This window comes from [Limnothrix rosea] IAM M-220, from assembly GCF_001904615.1.
Taxonomy (GTDB): Bacteria; Cyanobacteriota; Cyanobacteriia; order Cyanobacteriales; family MRBY01; genus MRBY01.
In genome coordinates this window covers 1-23,052 of the sequence record NZ_MRBY01000046.1, presented here as the reverse complement: position 1 = coordinate 23,052, position 23,052 = coordinate 1, and the positions used below count along the sequence as shown (strand labels likewise).

Here is a 23,052-nt window from a genome sequence, read left to right as displayed (position 1 = left end):
TAGGCACTCAACATTGATAACTTGAAGTCGATTAGAGCTTTAGATCCCTATTTTTTACCAATTTAATAGCAAAAATATTTTAATAGGAGCTTTTAGCAAATATAGCACCGCGAATTAGAAATACTCTACAAAACCGATTATTGACAAGTCCCTCCCATGCCCTATAACAAGCGTAAAAGGCTGTGATATAATTCTGTCGCTCGAAAGGGGCTGTGGCTCAGTTGGATAGAGCAAGCGCCTCCTAAATTTTATTTGGGCATCATGGTTGGAAACACCATCGATGAATGTGGTCTAATTCAGGGAAACCTAAACCCTCGTATTCTGGCGATTTTTTTAACATCACCAAATACAAGAAAATGGCAATCCTGAGCCAAGCTCTATTTTCCTCTAAATAGAGAAGGTGCAGAGACTAATTGCAGAACAGAGGATTTTTTATAACCAAAATATTCTGCAATATAACGGCCACCACCTAAAGAACTACTTTTGCTTTTTTTTACTAAAAGTATTTCCATGGTGAAGAGATAGTCCAGAGAGTCGGGGAAACCCACACAAATCTGAAGCGCTAGGTCGCCGGTTCGAATCCGGCCAGTCCCGTTTAATCGCATATTGCCATCAAATAAGGCACAAAAAAAGAGGCGATCGCCTCTCCATTAATTTCTAAATAACCTGAGTTCGGTTGAAGAAAAGTTCGGAATGACGATGCAGCGAAGGGGGAGAGTGAGTGAGGGGATTTTGTCTGCCAACAAACAACCATAGGTAACCTGAGTTTTGCTTAAGGGTGCTCGGCAATACGACGCGGCGAATAAGAGAGCGGGAGATAGGGAGATGTTTTATTCAAACAATCCTAGCTTTCGAAAAACGCAGATTTTCCTTGGTTATCCGTGTCTCTCCCTTTGCTTGTCTCCCTTTCTCTAAAGAATGTCAGCTAAATTCTTATCCATAACTGACGTTAGGTATCAAACAATGAGAATTTCGATTGATTCTCCGTTTCCCCCTCTCCCTGTGTCTCCCGTTTCTCGGAGGCATTCAAGCTAGCACTTAACCCGAACTGACATTAAATACTCTAAATACCGGCTAAATACCGCTATCCTTGATGCCCTCCCACCAACCGCAAAGCAGCGATGATATCAAATTGGTTCCCGTTGGTCGCGCTCCGCTACACCACCAACTAACCCTACGAGTATAGTTGGAGCACTGCGAAATTTTAAAAGTAGTAACCGTCAACGATTAATCATCATCCGTCGGGAAATTTTCATTACCCAAAAGTTCTCTGGCCGTCTCACTAGGAACATAACCATAACCCCAAGTTGCATTTTGAGAATCATCCACAATTTGAGGGGTAATGATAAACAGTAATTCTCGACGACTATTAAGACGATTAGTACTTCTAAAAAGCGAACCCAAGATGGGAATATCACCGAGGAGAGGAACCTTAGACGTTTCCACTAAATCCCGCTCATCGATTACACCAGCCAGAATGAGAGTTTGATCATCACGGAGACGCACCAAGCCAGAAGTCAGCTTGCTCTCACGCTTGAGAGTCACCGGCTCACCATCAACCTCCTCACTACCCGCAATGCTAGAGATTGACGGCTCAATGTTCATTGAGATGAAACCATTATCATCAATGCCAGCGACTTCAACTTGCACCTGAAGACCAACCTCATCAATGACAGGCTCTTCACCAGCACCGATTACATCACCATCGTTGTTTGTAATCTCAATTTGTCTAGTACCAACGACAATATCTTCCGTGAGATCAATATTTGCAGTCTCATCCTCTTGGATAATCAACGTCGGATCGGCGATGATCTTTGAAGTGCTATTCCGTAATAGACCAGCAACCAGCTGCCCAACAAAATTAGTGCCACGCGTTGGTGAAACACTGCGATTACCTAAACCTTCAAGGCGAGCAGTGACATTACGTATCGTGCTTGTGACACCATTGACCGTTGATGTCGTCGTAGAAACATCTTGCAGTACCGCAACAACTTGATTTGGGTCAATCCCTAGTGCATCAATATCTATGGGAGAAAAGCTAGGATCAATTGCACTAGCAACGCCGATCGCCTGCTCAATGTTGCCAACAAAAATAGCGTCATCTGGTGTGCTGCTATCGAAAGCATCTAACTGCTCACCCAGCGAAATGCTACTGTCATTACCCTGCTCGACCGTAATGGCGTTGGGATTAAATTCTCCAAAAACAGAAGAGGTTCTTGACAAATCATTAGGGGACAGAATGATGCCGTCTCCTGCACTGATACCAACACGATCTTCCAATAGCAGCTTAATATCAGATGAAATCGAGCGATTACCACTTAAGGTCACATCGAGGATCTTGACGTTAACTGCAACTTGACGTTTTCTCGCGTCGAGCTGAGTGAGGAAGTTACTGGCAATTTCAATAACTTTGGGCTCTCCAGTAACGGTAATAGAATTGAGGCGTTCGTCGGTCAGGATTTGTATATTTGGTAGTAAACCATTTTCGTCGGTACCAGCACTTTCCAGATAAGCTTGGGCTTCTACAACATCGGCTTGGTTCAAGCGGAAGCTTCGGGTGACTTTCGGAGAAATAGCGTTTGGTAACTCTGTACCGACAAAAATCGTCCGGCCGCGCATGGTTGCGTCAAGATCGGACAACATCAATACATAGTTAAAGACATCTTGAACTGGCTCGTTTTCAAGATCAAGGGAGATATTTTTATCCGTAATGTCGTCGGCAAAAACAAGGTTGAGTTCAGCAGAACGGGCCAGTAGCGTCAAAACATCTTGTGTTGGTGCTTCCTTGAGGACAAGGCGCGGAACAACGGAAGCGGTACCGAGATCAACGTAATTCGGAAAGGAGGTATCAATGGTTGAAACGGCGATATCTCCTACTGGTGGCGCACTAGCACGGGGGAGAAAGGGGGGGATGGGAGCGGATGGTCGTAGTAAGTTTTCTGTTGTTGTTGGGCTGGGCTTACCTTCCCTTGGGATTTGGGGATCAGGAAAGAGAATTTCTGGTTCTGCTGTTGTATTGTCAATTTCTGCTGGTGTTACATCATTTTCGTTTGGTTCTTCGGCTTGGGCAATTAAGACATTGTCGCTTGTGGTGGCTGCGGCTTTCGGTGTGTAACTGAAGATGACGCTCGATTTGTCACGGCTTAGGACTTCTCCTGTGGGGGCTTCACCTTGTCCTGTGGCAATAATTCTGACGCTTTCTGGGTCGAGTTGTATGATTTCAATCGCCTCAATCCCGGGCATTGGATTCCGCTGGGCAAAGGTTTGGCGATCGCCTAAATCTAATGTTGTGTTGAGAATATCTGTAATTGTCTGGTTATCACGGCTAATCGTGAAAACTTGAGGAATTTCATCACTTTCCCCGGCGATCGCAAATTGCACCTCTAAACCGTCACCTGCGGGTCGGATATCTAGATCAACCAACTGGCGTATGTTGGCTGAGTAAGCAGGCGATAGAGCGACAAAGCTTGTTATAGCTCCAGCTACCAATCCAGAATAGGGTTTTATGTTCACAATCTCAGGGCTCCTCAAACGCTAATGCAGTAAGTTTAGTTGAAAAAAGCAAGTTATTTATAGATGCAACATTAATAATCTTAGTATTGAAACCGAATTCGTAAGTAGAAAAGCTCCAATATTTAGCACTCAGCCATGCCGCTGCGAGCGATCTCTCCTTTATTGGGGCGGGGCTTCTTCTGCGGGAGCTTCCGCGGCTAATTCCTCTTGGCGTGCTTGTAATTCTTCCGGTGTAGGTGCGATCAAGGCATCAATGACAAAGGAGATACCAAGTTTGGTGGGATTTTGTGGAATCAACTCTCGTTCTGTGTACAAATATGATGGCGGTTCAGCAATATTCGTCGAAAATTCCCGAAGAACGATAAGTGGCTGCAACAAGTCTAGATTCTCTAGCATTGAGTCAACTTGGGCATAGGTCATATTTTCAAATGACACATTGAAAGTCTGGCGTTTTAGTTTATTAATGGCTGCTTCGCCGTAGGTATCATCAGTAATAAATTCTGGTTGTGGCGAAGTGGGCTCATAGCTGACGAGCTGAATGTCACTAGCTGTCAAAATACGATTTAAATCCAGCAAAAAGGTCTGGATCTGTTTGTCTTTACCATAGGCATTAATCACTTCGCTAGCAATTCTCTCTTCTTGAACGAGTTGAGCTTCTAGTTCGGCGATTTTATTTTCGCTACCGGCTGCTTGTTTTTGTTGGAGTTCTGCTTGTTTTTGTTGGAGTTCTGTCTGGAGTGTCTCTGTTTCGGCATTGATTGGCTTCACAAAAAACCACCAAAGGGCTCCTGCCCCAGCAAGACCGGCGATCGCCAGCAGTGCCCCCAGAATCATTGACGTGAACTCTACTCCAAAAGCATTAAAGTACCCCTGTTGTTCAGCACCATCACCTACTAAGTCAGTTTTAAATTCTTCAGAATACGCCATGTCTTTGCAAAACTCCTCTTTTTGTCGCGCCGAAAATAGGCTTTAAATTATTGGTTAAAAACTTGTTTTTAATCTTTCCGCCATACCTCTCGCTCCCTGCTCCTCTAAGGTTTGAATAATTTCAGCGTCGGTTAATTCCTTCAAAGTCACAGCAATTGTATATTCCACAACTTTGGGCATTTCAACGGATTCGACAGGTCTAGAAAATTCGAGGACCGCGGGATTATCAATTAGGTTGGCGCTGACAATATAAACTTCTTCAGAAACAAACAATGGCGAAGCCTGTAAGTTGATCGTTAGATCATTAACATCGGTGAAGTTTTGGGAATAGCCACGTACTAAAACTTGGCCATCGGTTTGCTCAAAAGAACTAAGTTGTAAACCAGAAGGTGTGAGGTCGCTAATTTCTTGAAGCACGGCCGCCCAAGGCTTAATCTTCGTCTGTAAAACCTCAACAAAGGCAACACTTTGATCCTTGAGCACAGCGACCCGGCTTTGTAGGGCATTAACCTTTGCATTTTGAGCATCGATCTGTTGGATTTCTTGATCAACGACAATAATTTCTTCTTGGGTATCGGCCTTCACTTTGGAGGCATTCCAAAAGAGAAAACCCACTGCAGCTAAGCAAACCGCTGCCACAATGCCCCCAGCAACTAAAGGAGCTGGCTCTTGACCATTGGGAGCAATGGATTTAGATGATGATTTTTCTAGTGCTGCGCTATTTTCACCATTCAGTTGGCGATCGCTCAGAAAATTAATATCTAGGCTATACATCCCCTAAACCTCCCTTAATCCCAGTCCGAGTGCTGTGCCCAAGGCCGGTTTTTGTACCTGCGGAATATCATCTTCCGTTTCAATGGATAAAGCTTCAAACGGATCAATTTGTAACGTTGGAATGCTTAAACGCTGGGTGAAAAACTCGTCTAGCTGACCAATACCGCCGCCGGGTCCAGCGAGCAGGAGCTGGGCAACTTCGAGTTCTGCACTCTGATTTAAGTAAAAATCAATGGAGCGTCGCAACTCATCAGCGAGTTCGCCTAGTACCCGCAGCAAGGCCGCCATCCCGGGATTAATGCCGGTTGCACCTGTACGCACTCCTTCAACGGGGGTATTGGGAATTGTCATACCTTGCAAGAGTTCAATATTACGAGATGCCGGTAGACTCATCGCCCGTGATAAAGCACTCTGCAGTTGGAAAGTCCCTATGGGCACTGTCCGGGAGAATTGCGGTACACCATCAACGACAATGGCAATTTCTGTACAGTCAAACTCAACGTCAACGAGGACAACGGCTTCTTGGGAACTAAATTGTCGGAGTTGCTCACGAATCGTGCGGATGAGGGAAAAACTATTAATCTCTAAAACATCGATTTGTAAACCAGCCTGATGGAAGGTGTCGTAGTAGGAGTCGGTGACTTCTTGGCGAGTAGCCACGAGAAGAACTTGTACTTTATCAATGCCGTCTTCGTCTTGGAAAAATCCGAGCTTCTGATAGTCGAGATCAACTTCTTCGCGGGGATAGGGTAAATACAAACCTGCTTCGTGGTTTAAGACCATATCCCTTAACTCTGCGTCATCTAGTTCGGCTGGAATGGGGATAAGTCGGATAATTGCTTCGCGCATTGGTACTGCTGCGGCAACTTTCTGAGCGGTGATATTGTGAGCGGCGAGGGTGTCTTGGATTAATTCGGCGAGGGCGGGGGAGTCAACAATTTTGCCTTCTTCGAAAATGCCTTCTGGGACTTCTTCGCTAATACAGTTGGCAAGTTTGTAGATTTGTCCTTGCTTTTTTAACTGAACAATATTCAGCCGCTCGGCAGAGATTTCTATCCCGATGCCACTACTTTTTGGCTTTAGGATGTTTTTGAGAAAATCTAACATGGGAAAATTTTCAAGAAATTGAGGGCTTGTAAAGGCACCAGTTGATCGCCGAAGCTTTTTGCTGCTATCCAATCTAGCTCAGTTTGACGGAAGTGGGTAGTGGTCTTTGGGAAGGGATAGAATAAGTCGGCTAATGGTGTGATGGTTACTTGGTTTTTGGGAATTATTATTGTTTCGAAAGTTTTGTGATTGACTGTTGGTAATTCTTTGTTTTTGAGGAGCTTTTGTATGTTCAAACGTTGGTTTCTGGGGGTTGCGGTAGGTGTCAGTGTGATGGCGATCGCCGGTTGTGGTTCTTCGCCTCAGACAAATTCTGCTGGTTCTAGCGACGCACCGGAGGTGGAATTTTGGACAATGCAATTGCAACCGAAGTTTACGGAATATTTCAATACACTAATTTCCGAGTTTGAGGCTGGACAATCTGGGCTTTCTGTGCGTTGGGTGGATGTGCCTTGGTCGGCGATGGAAAGTAAGGTGTTAACGGCGGTTTCGGCAAAGACAGCGCCGGATGTGGTGAATCTCAATCCAAATTTTGCGTCTCAGCTTGCGAGTAAAAATGCTTGGCTCAATCTGGATACCGTGTTGACCCAAGAAATGCGCGATCGCTATTTACCAAAGATTTGGGAGGCGAATCAAATTGACGGGCAAACTTTTGGTGTGCCTTGGTATCTCACCACTCGTATTAGTTTTTATAATCAAGATTTATTTGAGCAAGCCGGCATTACCGCGCCTCCTAAAACCTACGAGGAGTTGGCTGAGGTTGCGGCTGAGGTAAAAGCAAATACGGGTAAATATGCCTTTTTTGCGACCTTTGTGCCGGGGGATTCTAATGAGGTTTTAGAGTCGATGGTGCAGATGGGGGTCACTTTCACTGGGGAGGATGGCAAAGCGGCTTTTAATACACCTGCAGGGATTGCGGCGTTCCGGTATTGGGTGGATTTGTATGAGCAGGATTTGTTGCCGCCGGAGGTCTTGACCCAAGGGCATCAGCATGGCATCGAGCTGTATCAAGCGGGTGAAACGGCAATTGTTAATACGTCGCCGGAGTTTATTAAGACGATTCAGCAGAATGCGCCAAGTATCGCGGCAGTGTCGATGCCTTCGGATCAGATTACGGGTTCGACGGGCAAAAAGAATGTGGCTGTGATGAATTTGGTGATTCCTAAGGATTCGCCAGATCAAGAGGCAGCTCTGGAGTTTGCATTGTTTGTGACGAATACGGAAAATCAGTTGGAATTTGCAAAGTCAGCGAATGTTCTACCGTCGACAGTAGACGCAGTAGAGCAGTACATTGCTGCTTTGGAAGGGGAATCGTCTGAAAATTTAATCAGTCTAGCTCGACAGGTCAGCGCCCGACAGCTTAAAGATGCGGAGATTTTGATTCCGGCTCAAAAGAATCTAACTCAGCTTCAAAAGTTTGTTTATGAAAATCTTCAGGCGGCGATGCTTGGGCAAAAATCTGTGGAACAGGCGGTAGAGGATGCGGCGGCGGCTTGGGATAGTTTGCCTCGGTGAGGGACATTTTTTGATTTTTTAGGGGGCAAGTTGGGGCGATCGCCGCCATCGCTTTTATAGTATTCGTTTAAATTATGGAGAGCAAAAATAAATGGAAATTCAGTTTCGAGAGTTTAACCCGTTTGATTTATGGATGTGGATTGAGTTTGAAAGTGTGCCTTCTCGCAATGAAACCCAGTATGTGGAAGAGCTGTTTGATTCTTGGTTTTATCTCGGCAAATTAGGTGGATTTAATGCCGAAAATCTCCAGATTCAAGATACGGGGGTGGAGGTGAGCTATCTGGAGTACGACCATGACTATGCTGGTAATGCGATGATGGCACCGATGCACAATATGGGTGACTGGGAATATCTCGGTATGTGGGGACGTTGTTGGTTTGACCTGGGCACGAGCGACCTTGTTGCCCTTGATATTCTCGCAAATGCCATGACTCAGCTGAGTAAGGATTTTGTGCCGATGAAACGTCTGGTCATTGGTGGCGAAAATCCTGATTGGCCGATTGAGCAAGAAGAATCTGCTAGTAATGGTTGGTATGAGTAGGCCTCAACTAACGGCCATTGTGGCGATGAGTGTGGATGGGAAAATTGCTGATCGGCGGCGATCGCCCGCCCGTTTTGGGTCGGCGGTGGATAAGGCTCATTTGGAAGAACAAATTGCGGCGATGGATGCGGTGATTTTTGGGGCGAATACCCTGCGAGCCTATGGCACAAGTTTGTCCATTCGGAAGCCGCAGTTATTGGCACGAAGAAAACGATGGGGCAAACCTCCTCAACCGATTCATTTTGTTTGTTCTGCGTCTGGGGCGATCGCCGCTGATTTACGTTTTTTTGAGCAGCCAATCCCAAGGGGTTTAATTACAACGCCCACCGGAAAACAAGCTTGGCTAACTTCAGAAAAATTTTCCCAAATTATCGAGCTAGACTCATGTCAAAATTGGCTGCCTGTCTTAAATAAGTTACAAAACCAAGGCATCAAAAAAATTGGACTATTAGGCGGCGGTGAACTCATTGGGAGTTTTGTGGATCAAGATTTAATTGACGAATATTGCATCACCCTTTGCCCACTGGTGTTGGGCAGCAAAATGGCTCCAACCTGGTGCGGTGGTAGTGGTTTTCTGGAGGCATTCAGCACAAAACTAGAGCTACTGAGTACAAAAGTCGTCGCGTCAGAAATTTTTATTCGTTATCGGGTGGTGCGTTGAGATGACGATTTTACGGGTTCAAAATCTAGCTTTGCAGGTGGCTACCCGCACAATTTTGCAGGATATTTCTTTTGAGCTGAATACGGGCGATCGCCTTGTGCTATTGGGAGCCTCAGGTTCTGGGAAAAGCACCATTTTACAAATGCTAAATCGATTGCAATCGCCAACCTCTGGCCAACTCACTTTTCTGGATAAACCCTACGCTGACTATGCGCCGGAAGAACTGCGGCGGCAAATCAATCTTGTGCCCCAAGAACCCACATTACTGGGTATGCAGGTAAAGGAGGCATTACTTTACCCACTGACATTACAAAAACTACCAAAGCCAGAAATCCAACGGCGATATTTATATTGGCAAGAAAAACTAAACATGCCCGAAGTTTGGCTAGACCGCAATGAAGCCCTATTATCCGGTGGCCAAAAACAATGGGTGGCGATCGCCCGTGGCCTCACGCTAGAACCCAAAATCTTGCTCCTCGATGAACCGACCTCAGCGCTAGATATTGGGCGATCAAATAATTTAGTAGAAATCCTATTGGCCGCCCAAATAGAAACACAAATTCCGATGGTTATAGCAACTCACGAATTAGATTTTGCCAAACATTTAGCAACCCATGTGATTTATATCGAAAAAGGTCAAATCACCATGCAGGCAAATGCCGAAAATTTTGATTGGGATGTACTGCGGGAGAAGCTGCTGATGAAAGAGAAACATAGTAAAAATGACGCTTGGTAGGTGAACTAGACAATTTCTTTTACTGTCACACAACCCCACTTAACCCAAAGAATATTGCACCACCATAAAACCGTTGAAATAAATACTTGATCTAACCCAGAAAGGGGCAGCACACGATGAAATTAGGATTGGCTTGGACTGCATATTTGATTCTGAGTTTTGCAATATTTTTAGGGCTTTCAAATACCCTCCACGCGGCGATCGCCTATATTTTCCTCCTCGCTCCTTTCTATGGTGTCATTGGAATTATCGGTGGCGCAATCAGCCTAAAAAATCGGCATAAAATACCAATCTTCAACCGCGTTATTTGGATTATTATTTTCATCTTACAATCACTCATTTCCCTCACAGCAGCCGGTAATTGCTATAACTTCAAACAAGGAAGTCCTTGCTACTCCAACCTACAAATATTGATTGGGAATGCCCCCCGCTTTGGCGCTTCAGACATTCCCCATTGGATAATTGTGGAACATGCATTCTTTGGTTTTCTCGCAGCCTATGCCGTGGCTTTGGTAATGGGAGTGTGGAGTACAAAGTTTAAAATTCGCGATCACAATCCACCGACAAAGCCATAAAAAATCAAAATTCAAGCCCATTTATAAACACATAATGAATTAAAATCACAGCATTTGATAAACGAACTGAGGCAGTCGCCATCATTTTTTCTCCAATAAAAAAGCGCCATAAATTATTTGTTACGATATGGGACTCACCTCAATCCTTGGAGAATATTGGGCATGACATGGCAGGCCAAACTAGAAGCACTACAAGATTTTTTTAAGGGATTAGATCAAGCTCTCATCGCCTATTCGGGCGGGATCGATAGCACCCTTGTCGCTAAAGTTGCCCATGATGTCCTTGGTGAAAAAGCCATTGCCATCACTGCGGTTTCGCCATCTCTTCTCCCTGAAGAACTAGAAGATGCCCAACTCCAAGCCCAAGAAATTGGCATCTCCCATGAGCTGGTGGAGACCCATGAGATGGACAATCCCAACTACACCAGCAATCCCGTTAACCGTTGTTATTTTTGCAAGAGCGAACTCCACGATACTCTCAAACCCATTGCCCTTGAGCGGGGCTATCCCTATGTCATTGATGGGGTGAATGCTGATGATCTACAGGATTACCGTCCGGGGATCCAAGCCGCAAAGGAAAGGGGTGGGCGATCGCCCCTAGCAGAGGTGGGCATTAGCAAAATGGAAGTGCGCGAAATCTCCAAACAACTCGGCTTATCTTGGTGGGACAAACCAGCTCAACCTTGTCTCAGTTCCCGGTTTCCCTATGGCGAAATGATTACCACCGAGAAATTGCAACGGGTGGGACGCTGCGAAGTTTATCTGCGGAAACTCGGTTGGCGCAATCTACGGGTACGCTCCCAAGAAGATACCGCCCGCATCGAACTTCCTCCCACACAAATCAAAGACTTTATGGCACAGATCGATTTAGACGAACTTGTGCAAACATTTCAGGAGTACGGTTTCGTCTATGTGACCTTAGACCTAGAAGGCTATCGCAGCGGTAAATTGAATCAGATTCTGGACAAGAAAACCTTAGCCGTTCACTCTGCCTAAAATTTAGTTAAAAAACGAAAATCTCCCACATTGTTGTAGGAGATTGTCAATATCTTAGGGGCGTTTCACTAAACGCCCTTTTTTGTCTATATCTAAACCGCTTGCGCCTGTTGAGGCTGCTTTTGCGGCTGGAATTGGAAGAGAGAATAAACAACATTACGGCGAATATCGATCATCATCTCAAGGAACATTTCATAGCCCTCTTGCTTGTATTCGATCAGGGGATCTTTTTGACCATAACCCCGTAAACCAACCGACTCGCGCAATGCATCGATCGCCTGCAGGTGTTCCCGCCAGAGGGTATCAATTTGCTGGAGGATAAAGAAGCGTTCCGCTTGGCGCATCAAACCGGGCTGGTTAGAATCCACCTGACTTTCTTTGAGATCATAGGCCTTACGGATTTCCTCATGGAGAAATGTCTTAATTTCGGGCACAGTCATATCTTCGATGTCGCTGGGCTGGAGGTCTTCGAGGAGATAAACAAATTCCTTCGACTTATCCAGAAGCTTGTCGAGCTTCCACTCTTCAGGCGGTAAATCGGGATTCACATAGGCATCCACAATTTCACTCATGGTCTTCTCTGCGTACTGAATCACCTGCTCCTTGAGGTCTTGTCCTTCCAGAACGCGGCGACGCTCAGCATAAATCGCACGACGCTGATTGTTCATTACTTCGTCATATTCAAAGACCTGTTTCCGGGCATCGTAATAGAAAGTTTCCACCTTCTTCTGTGCCCCTTCGAGGGAACCGGTAAGCATCTTCGATTCGATGGGCATGTCTTCTTCCACACGGAAGGCATTCATCAAGCCTGCGACGCGATCGCCGCCAAAGATACGGAGGAGATTATCTTCGAGGCTGAGGAAGAAACGGGTCGAACCGGGGTCCCCTTGACGGCCGGCACGACCACGGAGCTGATTATCAATGCGGCGGGATTCGTGGCGCTCAGTACCCATTACGTGCAAACCACCATTTTGGATCACTTCATCATGTTCTGCGCTAGTAAAATCTTCGTAGGTTTTTTCGATGAGCTGATAAACTTCCCGCAGCTTTTGAATCACGGGATCATCTGTTGGTGCATTCTCCGAGGCGATCGCCAACTTTTCTTCCGCCTCCAGCTCCGTCAAACTCTGTTCACCATACTTATCCACGGCAAATTTGACGGCATCTTTCAGCATCTGTTCTGTCTCAGCAGAAAGAGGAGTCGGATAAATATCAAGGGTTGTTTTCCAAGTTTTTTTCTTTTTCTTTGGCGCATTGACATCAAAACCTTGACCACCGCTGTTGCCGTTACCATTGCCGCCACCAGCAACAAGCTGATCATCTTCAGGGCGAACGATCATAGGCATGAAGTACTCACGCATCTTCAGACGCGCCATATATTCCGCATTACCACCGAGAATAATATCCGTACCACGACCAGCCATATTCGTGGCGATCGTTACCGCTCCCTTACGACCCGCTTGAGCGACAATTTCTGATTCCTTTTCCACATTCTCAGGGCGAGCATTAAGCAAATTGTGGGGAACCCCCAATTCTTGCAAGTAATTAGAAACGACCTCAGACTTTTCGACACTGGTCGTACCAACCAATACAGGACGACCCTTTCTATGCTCTTGGGCAGCCTCTTCCGCAACAGCCTTCCATTTAGCCCGCTCGTTTTTATAAACCACATCAGGCCAATCCTGACGTTTAATCGGACGATTTGTCGGAATGACCGTGACTTCAAGATTATAAACTTTCTCAAATTCAGTCTCTTCAGTTTTTGCCGTACCCGTCATGCCCGATAGCTTGGGATAGAGCAAAAAGAAATTCTGGTAAGTAATATTCGCGAGGGTTTGGGTTTCCTTCTGGATGGGTACACCCTCTTGGGCTTCAATGGCTTGGTGAAGACCATCACTCCAGCGACGACCGGGCATCACACGCCCAGTAAACTCATCCACAATCATGACTTCTTCGCCACGCACCATGTAGTTCACATCGCGCTTAAAAAGTTCTTTTGCTTTAACAGCGTTGAAAATATAGTGCGCCCAAGGGTTATCCGAGTCGTAGAGATCATTAACACCCAAGAGTTGTTCAGCCTTAGCAAAACCTTCGTCAGTCATTAAGACATTGCGGGCTTTTTCATCAACTTCATAATCGCCTTCGCCATCCTCTTCTTCCTGAGGAATCAACTGGCGGGCAACTTCCGCCGCCTGCATATACTTTTCAGTGGGGCGCTCCACTTGCCCAGAAATAATGAGGGGGGTTCTCGCTTCATCGACGAGAATGGAGTCCACTTCGTCAATTACGCAATAGTTAAAGGGACGCTGTACCACTTCCGACATGGCTGTTGCCATATTGTCACGGAGATAGTCAAAACCGAGTTCGGAGTTGGTGGTGTAGGTAATGTCGCAATTGTAGTTTTCAATTTTTTCCGCTGGCCCCATAGAATTCTGGATGAGACCAACACTTAAGCCGAGGAAGCGGTGGACTTGACCCATCCATTCTGCGTCACGGCGGGCGAGGTAATCGTTCACGGTGACAACATGGACACCTTTGCCAGTGAGACCATTGAGATATGACGGTAAAGTCGCCACAAGGGTCTTACCTTCACCGGTTCTCATCTCGGCAATTTGACCTTTGTGGAGGATGATGCCACCGAGCAATTGCACGTCAAAGTGGCGCATCCCTAAAACGCGTCCGCCTGCTTCGCGCACCACGGCAAAGGCTTCGGGTAAAATTTCGTCTAGTATTTCTTCGCTTTCTTCGTAGCTCTCGGCTTTGTCTAATTTCTCGCGAAATTCGAGGGTTTTACGGGCGAGATCTTCATCGGTGAGCTTCGCAAAATCTTCTGCTAGAAGGTTTATTTCTGCAACGATAGGTTGAAACTTTTTGAGTTTACGAGCGTTAGGATCGCCAAATAACTTCTTGAACATAGGATTTTTTTATAAACCGACAAAGATAAAAAAGATTAAGACTAATAAGTCTCGGTATGGGGTCGCTTCAGACAGAAAAGCTTAGTGGGGAACTAAACTTGTGATGTTTTACATCACTTACGATCCAGATTGTCATTATGTTATCACTCTCGTTTACTGAGGGTGAGGACGGTAAACGCGATATTCGATGCGGTTATCTCTTCTGTGAATTGTTTTTTGCTATTTGATGGCTGTTTTTTGATGGTGGGTGACTTGATTCTGAAATTTCGTGTTCACTGAAAAAGAAGAGCCACCAAAGTATTCTGGTGACTCTTTAGTTTTGGTTATTATCTGTTGTTTAACCGTTAGGCTTTTGTAAATTCTAGGCCGTTTGCTTCGCCATAGCGTTCCATAAAACGCATAAATCTTTCCCATTCTGCGGGCGATCGCATGATCAGGCGTGCTTCGATGACACGGGCTTTACCGTCGTAAAATTTACCTTTAACTTCGCGGGTCACAATCTCACCTTCGTCGTCGATGAGGTACATGCCTGTAATTTCCTCGGTACTGTCTTGGGCAAGAGCAGCAGGGTCTTCAAAGGTGAAAATTGCGGTGCCTGTGCTGCCGTCGGGTGCGCGGGTGACGCGAATATCTGGAACTTCAGGCTCGTCTATGCCTTGGGAAAATTGGATAACTGCCATAATTTCGCCTGTGCTTAATATATTTTTATCAAATTAACATCTCACAGTAGCCGGTGTCTTCTGACTAGCTATAGATGGAGAGTTTTAATCTTCTTCTGGCAGGTTTTCTGGTTCTGGTTCCCAGGGTTGCTTGGAGCTCACAACGGACTGAATGTCATTAAAAAGTAGATGACAATGGTTGTTTGTTTGGAGGGGCAGTTCTTCGTTTTTTGCCACGAAATCAACTTGTATTTTTCCTTCGTTTGGTTTGGTGCGGTCGTAGAGAATTTCTACTTCAACGAGTTTAGGAAAGGCGACATTACCAGGTTTTTCCTTGGCCATGATGTAGCCGCCTGTTTCGTAGGTAAGGTTGAGATCGCATTCGTTAAGAATCTCCTTAAGGGAAGCGATCATCTCTTTTTCGGGCAAGCCGACGTGGTAAGAACAGGTATAACGCGCCATAAAAATGCTGTTGTTTATCTCAATGCTGTTGCATGTCTATTTATATTACCCAAGTAAGGAGCAATCTTTATGATTTCCCTCGATCAGGTGGTTGGACAACCGCAGGCAATTACGTTATTAAGGCAGGCGATCGCCACTGATAAAATTGCACCAGCTTATCTGTTTGCGGGAGCAGCGGGAGTGGGTCGAAGTCTTGCAGCGCGGGGCTTTAGCACTGAGCTCATGACCCAAGGTGTGCCGCTAGAAGATCAACGTTTAATTCGTTACAAACTTCATAAAAATAATCATCCTGATCTCCTCTGGGTGGAGCCAACCTACCAGCATCAAGGCAAACTTTACACGCCATCCCAAGCGGCTGAGGCGGGACTAAAACGTAAAGCTCCTCCCCAAATTCGCATTGAACAGATTCGTCAAATTTCAGAATTTTTAGCGCGTCCAGCACTGGAAGCTCCCCGCTGTATGGTGGTCATCGAAGAGGCTCAGACCATGGCGGAATCTCCGGCGAATGCTTTACTGAAAACGCTAGAGGAACCGGGCAAGGCGACGCTTGTTTTGCTGGCTCCCAGTGCTGATAGTCTTTTGCCGACTTTGGTGTCTCGCTGCCAGAAAATTCCGTTTTATCGGCTGTCCCAAGCAAATGTGGCGCAAATTCTCACGGAAAAGGGATTTCAGCATATTCTCGACGATGACACAATTTTGGCGATCGCCCAAGGGAGTCCGGGGGAGGCGATCGCCATTTATGAACTCCTCAGCAATGTACCCCAAGAACTTTTAGCCAAACTCAAACAAATTCCCCGTCAACCTCTCCAAGCCCTGATCCTCGCCAAAGAATTAAGTGCTGCCCTAGATACCGAGGTGCAAATGCGGCTGATTGATTATTTGCAATATCACTATTGGCAAATGACAGGTAAACGAGATGCTATTGAACGATTAGAGCAGACCCGCAAATATTTACGAGGCTATGTTCAACCGAGATTGGTTTGGGAAACATTTTTTCTGGAAAATTGTGGTGTTTTTTAACGTGTTTTGCGTGGATATTTTTAGTTATTGACTTGTCATTCTAAAGAATAATCACTGTAACCTAAAACTCGATTTGAAAAAACTGAATTATCCGTCAGACTCAACAAAGCTAGACTCCAATAACTTAGTTGTATCTGTTTCAAAAGGATAATTTTCTGGGAAGTTTGCACTATATTCCAAGCGCATATTTTCGAGGGCATCTTGATAGCAATCTAAATAAATATCGCGTAGAAAAACTTTTAAACTCGGAGAGTCTCGCAATACTTTAATTATTTCTTTCTGTGTGCGTCGAATAGTGGAATCCCAGCCTCGATAGCATTCGGGCAGATCAAGATATTGACGCTTCAGAGCATGTTCAAAAAGAGTTGTTAAACGGCTTTCTAGCTCACGTTTTTCGCGTTTTCCCAAAGATTCTATTTCTTCGATTAGATTGTTGTGGTCGAGGTTTTGATAATCACCAGCACGTAACTGTTGAGCGGTTTTTTCCAACCAAGCAGAAAAATCTTGTTCGTATAAACTTTGAGTTGGATTTGGCTGCATAAAAGAAAAACCCTTTTAAATCCACTGTTAATTATCTTAGCGGATCTAAAAGGAAGTTTTTAATTGTTGATAGTTTTAGTAACTAGTTTGCGCAAGCGACGCAACCTTCAGAGCCTTCTTTGAAGTCATCTTTTTGGACGGTGCGAATGTAATAAATAGCCTTACAGCCTTCTTTCCAAGACATCATTAAAGTATCGAAAATATCCTTGGCTTTGAGCGATCGCTCTGGTTCATCGGGGAAATAAACGCCTTGGTTGAGATTAAAAATTAGTTCCATGGAAATGCCAGTATCAATCCACTTTTGCATGGTGGCAACGGCTTTCACGACAGTTTGTTGGTCAAGACTTTTATTTTCTTGGTAAAACCAAAAGGAATCGGCAATGTAGGGTGGTGCAATGGGTACTGTTCCCTTCGCCCATTTGTCATAGAAGAACTTGCTGTAGGCGGGCAAAATACTGGCGGTACAACCCTGAACCAACGAGGAAGAAGTATTCGGGGCGATCGCCGTAATGTGAGAATTACGGATGCCATATTCTTTTACATCGATGCTGAGGGTTTCCCAACGCTCAGTTTTGTAAGCATTGTCGCGATACCACTGGATCGGTTTTGCACCAATGAGATTTCCTTTGCTCCATTCACTCCCTTCAAAAGCGGCATAAGCTCCCCGCTCTTTTGCAAGATCGACAGAGGTGCGGGTGCAATAGTAACCAATATCTTCAAAAAGGTGATCAATTTCTTCGACGTTGCTATAGCGCAGTTTGCGTTTGGCAAGCCAGTCAGCGAGACCCATTGCACCAACGCCGATTGTCCGATAGCGCTTATTGTGAACGCCACTATCTTCAAAAGGTGTATTGGTAATTTCAATAGTGTTATCGAGAAGCCGCACTGCAATTTCACAGGCTTCGGCAAGCTCATCATCCGCAATATTTGCAAGATTTAACGAGTCAAGATTGCAGGTGTGGGCAAATTTGCCGGGCACAACATTGGAAAAAGATTCAACACAAAGATTGACACCGGGAATGTAGCCTTCATGTTTGTTGGGATTGGCGCGATTAATGGTGTCTTTAAAGGCAATGTAGGGCATGCCTGTTTCGATCTGCGATCGCATGATTTCTTTAAACAGATGACGGGCATCGATGCGTTTGTAGAGCTTGATTTCCTTGTCGAGGCTGGCTTCGATTTTTCGGTAGGCTTGGTCAAATTCTTGACCCCATAATGCGGCTAGCTCAAGGCCAAGTTTTTCTTTAACTTCGTAGGGATCGATTAATGTCCAAGACTCTTTATTTTCCACCCGACGCATAAATTCATCGGTTGCGACAATCTGGGGAAAAACATCGTAGGCTTTACGGCGCTGGTCACCATTTTCGGTTTGCATCTCTAAAAATTCGGGCACGTCTAAATGCCACACATCTAGGGAAATAGTGATTGCCCCTGCTCTTCTGCCTCCCTGATTGACGGCGATCGCCGTATCGTTGAGGAGCTTAATCCAAGGAATCACACCGCCAGAGGCATTATCTTTACCCATGACTTTACTGCCCGTTGCGCGAATGCGACTGACATTACAGCCGACACCACCGCCATTTTTAGAAATTCTTGCTGCGTTGGTGATTTCACGGAAAATACTTTCAAGGTTGTCTTCCATCGCAATGATGAAACAGCTCGACAGAGATCCATTGGGCACACGCAAATTTGCCAAGATCGGAGTGGCTAAAGAAACCTTCCGGCTGGCGATCGCCTCATAAAATTTCCGCGCCCACTTCAAACGATTTTCTGGCTTCTCAGGCAATGCAAGCAGCAATGCACAGGTTAAAAAAGCTTCTTGGGGCAACTCATGATCGAGCAGATAGCGTTTGGTGAGGAGAACCGCGCCCGCATAGTCATAGTCCATATCCCAATCGGAATTGAGCCAGCTATTGGCTTCATCTAGCTCAGCAGTGGAATATTGCAACAGACGATCATCGTAGGCACCTGCAGCCACTTTTTCCGCGACAAGGGTAGCGAAGTTGCCATACTGATAACCGCGCTCAACTAGGGTATCTTTCCACAGACTCCATATATGTAGACGACCCGCAACATAGCGCCAATCCGGTTCCTCCGGACTACACATTTCAAGGGCACATTGAATTAAATTTTCTTGGATTTCCCTAGTGGTTACGCCATCTTTGAGGCGCGTTTTTAAACCCGCTTCTAGCTCAATCGTATTGGCATCAAGATCCTGACAAGCCCATTCCACCACATCGCGAATGCGAGACACATCAAGGGGCGATCGCTTCCCATTGCGTTTGATAACGTAGGTCGTTGCCTCTTTGGCGGGTGTGGAGGGTTGAGGCGAATGAGTGGCGCTATCGCTAGTGTAGGTCGGCGTTGTCTTCAACATGAAATTGTTCGTAGTGGTTGCCAGTAATTAGTTTAGCGGAAAAAACCATATTGGTAGTGCTAAATGAATAGATCTTTTGCAACTCACTCCATATAGGGTATTAATAGCTCTGTACTGAAATGCTTGTCAAAACTTTAGGCCATAAGGTTTAACGGTTTCTATGTCACCAGTATTTTGTGTGGGTAATGGCACGAAAATTCTTCTATGTAGATGTCTATTTTGATGTAACGACAATTGCAAGTTTCAATAATTGCAAGTTTTAATCCCGCCATTTAGCTACGCAGACAAGCCCTATTTTGGATGGTGTAAGTCTGGGGCGGAAGTCTGAATACAGCAATTTAAATACAGCAATCTAAATACAATAATCCAAATATGGCGATCGCCCTTAGTCATTTAGCAAGAATCACATTCATAAATTAGAATCAAGCCCTTTTTAAAGAATTTATAATTACAAAAAAAACAATTGCCATAATTCAACATACTGAGCCTTTTCAAGTCATTCGTGGGATCAAACATTATTAACATCACAGAAGCAATGAATAGAAAAGAGTATCCAATTAGACTTATCTCTTAAGGTGAATCTCTATTTTCACAATAAACCCTCGAATGATAGAGCCAATTTATATCACTATCTCGTTATGTTAGTTATGTCGGTTATCGAAATAATCTTTAAACCGATATTAAATCTAGGAGAATATAAGTTTATGAGTACTGAAGATCGTTTAGAAGCAACAGCTAAAAACATCGAAGGTAAAGCCCAAGAAGCAGCTGGTGAGATTACTGGCGACAAGCAAGACCAAGCAGAAGGTCAAGCAAAGCAAGCAGAAGCTTCCGCACAACATGCTGTTGAAAATGCTAAGGATAAAGTCAAAAGTGCCATTGACTAGATCTAGTCATAAGGTTTTTATTTGAAGAGGGTTTGGCGATACTGCCCTCTCAAACTTGCGGCTAAAGGGTGAAGAAAATAAAGATTTTTTTCACCTTTTGTCTTGTGAAAATACACTAAAAGTGAGTTTTTGTCTCGATTTTTGCACCCCGTGCGATCTTATAAAAATCAAATCTTGTAAGTTTATATAGAGTTTTGATTTTCAGTTTGTAGATATTATTTTGTGACTATTTTAGCTTAAACAGCGCGCAGAGAGAGTCCAAGCTAGTGGAAGACTTGCGTTGTTTTTACGGGTACATTCTTGCTTTTTAATTTAAATATTTTTACGAAGTCGAATTTTTAAAATCTTGAAATTCGATAGTTATTTCACATTTTTTTTGACGTTTCACACCACATATTTATTATGATTCAGCTTTCGGGTCAACATACACCCTTTTGGATGAGTTCTACGAGTGAGGGGCAGTTTCGGCCTCTAACTCACAATGTTTTTGTCGATGTTGCGATTGTCGGTGGTGGTATTGCTGGTTTAACTGCAGCTTTTCTACTGAAACGCGCAGGCAAAAAAGTTGCTGTTATTGAGGCTGAGGCGATCGCCTCCAAGGCTAGTGGCCGTACAACTGCAAAAATTACATCTTTACACCAACTAGTTTATGCAGAGCTGATTGAAAAATATGGCGAAGCAAAAGCTCGTATCTACGCCGAGTCTAACCAGGCCGCTTTAGAGCAAATTGTCAGCCTGATTAAAGAAGAAAAAATTGATTGTGATTTTAGTCGCCAGGATGCCTATACCTTTGCCGAGTCCGCTGATAATCTCGACAAAATAAAAGCAGAGGCAGAGGCAGCAATAGCCCTCGGTTTACCTGCATCCTTTGTGGACAAAACACCTTTACCATTTGGCGTTGCAGGAGCGGTTAAATTTACAGACCAAGCGCAATTTCACATCCGCAAATACTTGGTGGCTTTAGCCGAAAAAATTGATGGCAACGGTAGTTATGTGTTTGAACTCAGCCGCGTTACCTCTGTCGAGTCGGATGAACCTTGTGTTGTCAAAGCGGAAAATGGCACGGTCAAGGCGCAAGATGTCATTGTGACAACGAATCTGCCGATTACGGATGAGGGGTTATTCTTCGCGAAAACCTCTCCTAAACGTTCTTATATTGTTGCGGCAAAAATTGATCAAGACAAAGCGCCTGACGGGATGTTCATTGGTTGTGGTGATTCATATCGTTCGATTCGTACAGCTCCGGATGGGGATGATTTATTGTTGCTCATCGGTGGGGAAGGTCACCAAGTGGGCGATGTAACGGAAACGGAGGAACGTTACTTAGCGCTGGAAGAATACGGGCATGAGCAATTTGGGATTGAGACCTATGACTATCGCTGGTCTGGTCAGGATTTGAAATCCCGCGATGGGTTACCGTACATCGGCAATCTCACGGATGAGGATGAACATATTTTTATTGCCACTGGTTTTAGTTTGTGGGGTGTTACCAATGGCACTCTCGCTGGTATGTTGCTCTGCGATCGCCTCGTGGGGAAAGAAAATCCTTGGGCAGAGTTGTACGACGCAACCCGTCCAGTCTCTTTCCTTGATGAAGAGAAGAAGAGAAAAGAACTCTTTGGTGACGATGACAGTGCTGATGATGCGGATGGTGACTCTAACGATAAGTCTATAAAAATCAATTCTAGTCATCTAAAGGAAGTCGGCAATGGTGAAGGAAAAGTCCTCTCCATCGACGACGAAAAAGTGGCAATCTATCGCGATGAAAACGGCAAAGCGATGGCCATGTCAGCTGTTTGTCCGCACCTCGGTTGTACTGTTAACTGGAACAGTGCCGAAAAAAGTTGGGATTGTCCCTGCCACGGTGGGCGCTACGACAGTAAAGGCGCTGTAATTAACGCTCCAGCAGTAAAGGATCTCAAGGTTCTCGACTGCGCTAGCAGCTAAATGCTTTTCGTCAACATTAAGTCCATCAACTACATAGCTAACGTCAGTTATGGATAAGAATGTAGCCAAAATTCTCTAGAGAAACAGAGACGCGGAGAGGGAAAGACACGGGGAAGCAACGAAAATTTGCATTTTTTGAAAGCTAGTAGGATTGTTTGCATAGAAACATCTCCCGATCTCTCGCTCTCCCATTCACCGCGTCGTACTTCCGAGCATGCTTAAGCAAAACTCACGTTAGCTAAATGGTGTGAGGGAATACCCATGGTCAACTGGGAATGGATTACGGCAACATCTGGAACGGCAGTGTACATGGTGATCTTGACGGCGATCGCCGCTTATATTTCACTCCTTTTGTGTACCCGCCTCTCCGGTTTGAGAAGCTTTGCGAAAATGTCTAGCTTCGATTTCGCCATTACCATTGCCATTGGGTCACTCCTCGCCGCGACTATCTTGTCAAAAGATCCACCATTTATTCAAAGCATCGTTGCCTTAATGACATTATTTTTGATGCAGTACCTAGTGTCTTGGATTAGGCATCGATCTCCCGCATTTGTTCACTTAGTGGACAATCAACCTTTACTGTTGATGGTCGGTACAGAAGTCATTGAAAAACATTTATCAAAGGCACGTATCAGTCATGCAGACCTCAAGTCAAAGCTCCGCCAAGGGGGCATCGTTAATAAAGATCAAATTTTAGCAGTCGTCTTAGAAACAACCGGCGATATTTCGATTTTCAAAAAAGGCGATTATGTTTTGGACTTAGAGCTTTTTTCTAATGTAAAGGGTCGCCATTATCTCGTGAATAAGTAAATATTTAATTTAATTTGATTTGATTTGATTTCACTATCAAACGTCAGTTATGGATAAGCATGTAGCCAAAATTCTCTAGAGAAAAAGAGA

Annotated in this window: 21 protein-coding genes; 10 read left to right on the top strand and 11 right to left on the bottom strand. The window is 44.9% G+C overall.

Annotated elements, in window-relative coordinates:
- Positions 1 to 377: 377 nt before the first annotated feature.
- The 6 genes from NIES208_RS19720 to pilM form a co-directional block, all read right to left on the bottom strand.
- A complete protein-coding gene (locus NIES208_RS19720) occupies positions 378 to 512 on the bottom strand; it encodes a hypothetical protein (RefSeq protein ID WP_282956488.1) in 135 nt (44 codons plus the stop codon).
- A gap of 83 nt (positions 513 to 595) precedes the next feature.
- Positions 596 to 754: a hypothetical protein gene (locus NIES208_RS19090; RefSeq protein WP_171971785.1), complete on the bottom strand. Its 159-nt coding sequence runs from the start codon at positions 752 to 754 to the stop codon at positions 596 to 598.
- Between the two features lie 473 nt (positions 755 to 1,227).
- Complete coding sequence (locus tag NIES208_RS14985; protein ID WP_171971784.1) at positions 1,228 to 3,513, bottom strand: secretin N-terminal domain-containing protein; 2,286 nt, start codon at positions 3,511 to 3,513, stop codon at positions 1,228 to 1,230.
- Positions 3,514 to 3,672: 159 nt separating this feature from the next.
- Positions 3,673 to 4,440: a hypothetical protein gene (locus tag NIES208_RS14980; RefSeq protein ID WP_075893789.1), complete on the bottom strand. Its 768-nt coding sequence runs from the start codon at positions 4,438 to 4,440 to the stop codon at positions 3,673 to 3,675.
- A 54-nt stretch (positions 4,441 to 4,494) separates the two neighbouring features.
- Entirely contained in the window at positions 4,495 to 5,214 is a 720-nt protein-coding gene (locus NIES208_RS14975) for a PilN domain-containing protein (protein ID WP_075893788.1), read from the bottom strand.
- 3 nt (positions 5,215 to 5,217) lie between these two features.
- Positions 5,218 to 6,321 carry a type IV pilus assembly protein PilM gene (gene pilM / locus NIES208_RS14970; protein ID WP_075893787.1) on the bottom strand — a complete coding sequence of 368 codons (1,104 nt, stop codon included), beginning with the start codon at positions 6,319 to 6,321 and terminating at the stop codon, positions 5,218 to 5,220.
- A 228-nt stretch (positions 6,322 to 6,549) separates the two neighbouring features.
- On the opposite strand from pilM, the gene NIES208_RS14965 reads away from it, so the two are divergent.
- The 6 genes from NIES208_RS14965 to larE all read left to right on the top strand — a co-directional run bounded on the left by NIES208_RS14965 (position 6,550) and on the right by larE (position 11,345).
- A complete protein-coding gene (locus tag NIES208_RS14965) occupies positions 6,550 to 7,836 on the top strand; it encodes an ABC transporter substrate-binding protein (RefSeq protein ID WP_139325079.1) in 1,287 nt (428 codons plus the stop codon).
- A gap of 91 nt (positions 7,837 to 7,927) precedes the next feature.
- On the top strand, positions 7,928 to 8,377 hold the full coding sequence (locus NIES208_RS14960; protein WP_075893786.1) for a DUF3531 family protein: 450 nt from the start codon (positions 7,928 to 7,930) through the stop codon (positions 8,375 to 8,377).
- Complete coding sequence (locus tag NIES208_RS14955) at positions 8,370 to 9,038, top strand: RibD family protein (RefSeq protein WP_075893800.1); 669 nt, start codon at positions 8,370 to 8,372, stop codon at positions 9,036 to 9,038. Before NIES208_RS14960 ends, NIES208_RS14955 begins: the two co-directional genes overlap by 8 nt.
- Position 9,039: 1 nt before the next feature.
- Positions 9,040 to 9,774, top strand: coding sequence for an ABC transporter ATP-binding protein (locus NIES208_RS14950; protein ID WP_075893785.1), 735 nt, complete (start codon positions 9,040 to 9,042; stop codon positions 9,772 to 9,774).
- Positions 9,775 to 9,890: 116 nt separating this feature from the next.
- Positions 9,891 to 10,349: a hypothetical protein gene (locus NIES208_RS14945; RefSeq protein ID WP_075893784.1), complete on the top strand. Its 459-nt coding sequence runs from the start codon at positions 9,891 to 9,893 to the stop codon at positions 10,347 to 10,349.
- A 162-nt stretch (positions 10,350 to 10,511) separates the two neighbouring features.
- Positions 10,512 to 11,345 carry an ATP-dependent sacrificial sulfur transferase LarE gene (gene larE / locus NIES208_RS14940; RefSeq protein WP_075893783.1) on the top strand — a complete coding sequence of 278 codons (834 nt, stop codon included), beginning with the start codon at positions 10,512 to 10,514 and terminating at the stop codon, positions 11,343 to 11,345.
- Between the two features lie 92 nt (positions 11,346 to 11,437).
- On the opposite strand, the gene secA is transcribed toward larE, so the two are convergent.
- The 3 genes from secA to NIES208_RS14925 all read right to left on the bottom strand — a co-directional run bounded on the left by secA (position 11,438) and on the right by NIES208_RS14925 (position 15,381).
- On the bottom strand, positions 11,438 to 14,260 hold the full coding sequence (gene secA / locus NIES208_RS14935) for a preprotein translocase subunit SecA (RefSeq protein ID WP_075893782.1): 2,823 nt from the start codon (positions 14,258 to 14,260) through the stop codon (positions 11,438 to 11,440).
- 344 nt (positions 14,261 to 14,604) lie between these two features.
- A complete protein-coding gene (gene psb28 / locus NIES208_RS14930) occupies positions 14,605 to 14,940 on the bottom strand; it encodes a photosystem II reaction center protein Psb28 (protein ID WP_075893781.1) in 336 nt (111 codons plus the stop codon).
- Between the two features lie 84 nt (positions 14,941 to 15,024).
- Positions 15,025 to 15,381: a hypothetical protein gene (locus tag NIES208_RS14925; RefSeq protein WP_075893780.1), complete on the bottom strand. Its 357-nt coding sequence runs from the start codon at positions 15,379 to 15,381 to the stop codon at positions 15,025 to 15,027.
- 69 nt (positions 15,382 to 15,450) lie between these two features.
- Here NIES208_RS14925 and NIES208_RS14920 point away from each other — a divergent pair, with 69 nt between their 5' ends.
- The gene (locus NIES208_RS14920; RefSeq protein WP_075893779.1) at positions 15,451 to 16,401 is read left to right on the top strand and encodes a DNA polymerase III subunit delta'; all 951 of its coding nucleotides are present in this window, start codon (positions 15,451 to 15,453) and stop codon (positions 16,399 to 16,401) included.
- A gap of 87 nt (positions 16,402 to 16,488) precedes the next feature.
- Here NIES208_RS14920 and NIES208_RS14915 read toward each other — a convergent pair whose 3' ends face one another.
- Together NIES208_RS14915 and NIES208_RS14910 are read right to left on the bottom strand one after the other, a co-directional pair.
- Positions 16,489 to 16,941 (bottom strand): DUF29 domain-containing protein, encoded by a 453-nt coding sequence (locus NIES208_RS14915; protein WP_075893778.1) that lies wholly within the window; start codon positions 16,939 to 16,941, stop codon positions 16,489 to 16,491.
- A gap of 82 nt (positions 16,942 to 17,023) precedes the next feature.
- Entirely contained in the window at positions 17,024 to 19,318 is a 2,295-nt protein-coding gene (locus NIES208_RS14910) for a ribonucleoside-diphosphate reductase subunit alpha (RefSeq protein ID WP_075893777.1), read from the bottom strand.
- A gap of 704 nt (positions 19,319 to 20,022) precedes the next feature.
- Between NIES208_RS14910 and NIES208_RS14905 the strand changes: the two genes are divergently transcribed.
- The 3 genes from NIES208_RS14905 to NIES208_RS14895 all read left to right on the top strand — a co-directional run bounded on the left by NIES208_RS14905 (position 20,023) and on the right by NIES208_RS14895 (position 22,962).
- Positions 20,023 to 20,205, top strand: a complete 183-nt coding sequence (locus tag NIES208_RS14905; protein WP_075893776.1) for a CsbD family protein — start codon at positions 20,023 to 20,025, stop codon at positions 20,203 to 20,205.
- 402 nt (positions 20,206 to 20,607) lie between these two features.
- Complete coding sequence (locus NIES208_RS14900; RefSeq protein WP_075893775.1) at positions 20,608 to 22,152, top strand: FAD-dependent oxidoreductase; 1,545 nt, start codon at positions 20,608 to 20,610, stop codon at positions 22,150 to 22,152.
- A gap of 261 nt (positions 22,153 to 22,413) precedes the next feature.
- Positions 22,414 to 22,962 carry a DUF421 domain-containing protein gene (locus NIES208_RS14895; protein WP_075893774.1) on the top strand — a complete coding sequence of 183 codons (549 nt, stop codon included), beginning with the start codon at positions 22,414 to 22,416 and terminating at the stop codon, positions 22,960 to 22,962.
- The last annotated feature ends 90 nt before the right edge of the window (positions 22,963 to 23,052 follow it).

Coding starts and splice junctions, on each gene's coding strand:
- NIES208_RS19720 (WP_282956488.1), bottom strand. CDS start 512: ATGGAAATACTTTTAGTAAAAAAAAGCAAAAGTAGTTCTTTAGGTGGT.
- NIES208_RS19090 (WP_171971785.1), bottom strand. CDS start 754: ATGGTTGTTTGTTGGCAGACAAAATCCCCTCACTCACTCTCCCCCTTC.
- NIES208_RS14980 (WP_075893789.1), bottom strand. CDS start 4,440: ATGGCGTATTCTGAAGAATTTAAAACTGACTTAGTAGGTGATGGTGCT.
- NIES208_RS14975 (WP_075893788.1), bottom strand. CDS start 5,214: ATGTATAGCCTAGATATTAATTTTCTGAGCGATCGCCAACTGAATGGT.
- pilM (WP_075893787.1), bottom strand. CDS start 6,321: ATGTTAGATTTTCTCAAAAACATCCTAAAGCCAAAAAGTAGTGGCATC.
- NIES208_RS14965 (WP_139325079.1), top strand. CDS start 6,550: ATGTTCAAACGTTGGTTTCTGGGGGTTGCGGTAGGTGTCAGTGTGATG.
- NIES208_RS14960 (WP_075893786.1), top strand. CDS start 7,928: ATGGAAATTCAGTTTCGAGAGTTTAACCCGTTTGATTTATGGATGTGG.
- NIES208_RS14955 (WP_075893800.1), top strand. CDS start 8,370: ATGAGTAGGCCTCAACTAACGGCCATTGTGGCGATGAGTGTGGATGGG.
- NIES208_RS14950 (WP_075893785.1), top strand. CDS start 9,040: ATGACGATTTTACGGGTTCAAAATCTAGCTTTGCAGGTGGCTACCCGC.
- NIES208_RS14945 (WP_075893784.1), top strand. CDS start 9,891: ATGAAATTAGGATTGGCTTGGACTGCATATTTGATTCTGAGTTTTGCA.
- larE (WP_075893783.1), top strand. CDS start 10,512: ATGACATGGCAGGCCAAACTAGAAGCACTACAAGATTTTTTTAAGGGA.
- secA (WP_075893782.1), bottom strand. CDS start 14,260: ATGTTCAAGAAGTTATTTGGCGATCCTAACGCTCGTAAACTCAAAAAG.
- psb28 (WP_075893781.1), bottom strand. CDS start 14,940: ATGGCAGTTATCCAATTTTCCCAAGGCATAGACGAGCCTGAAGTTCCA.
- NIES208_RS14925 (WP_075893780.1), bottom strand. CDS start 15,381: ATGGCGCGTTATACCTGTTCTTACCACGTCGGCTTGCCCGAAAAAGAG.
- NIES208_RS14920 (WP_075893779.1), top strand. CDS start 15,451: ATGATTTCCCTCGATCAGGTGGTTGGACAACCGCAGGCAATTACGTTA.
- NIES208_RS14915 (WP_075893778.1), bottom strand. CDS start 16,941: ATGCAGCCAAATCCAACTCAAAGTTTATACGAACAAGATTTTTCTGCT.
- NIES208_RS14910 (WP_075893777.1), bottom strand. CDS start 19,318: ATGTTGAAGACAACGCCGACCTACACTAGCGATAGCGCCACTCATTCG.
- NIES208_RS14905 (WP_075893776.1), top strand. CDS start 20,023: ATGAGTACTGAAGATCGTTTAGAAGCAACAGCTAAAAACATCGAAGGT.
- NIES208_RS14900 (WP_075893775.1), top strand. CDS start 20,608: ATGATTCAGCTTTCGGGTCAACATACACCCTTTTGGATGAGTTCTACG.
- NIES208_RS14895 (WP_075893774.1), top strand. CDS start 22,414: ATGGTCAACTGGGAATGGATTACGGCAACATCTGGAACGGCAGTGTAC.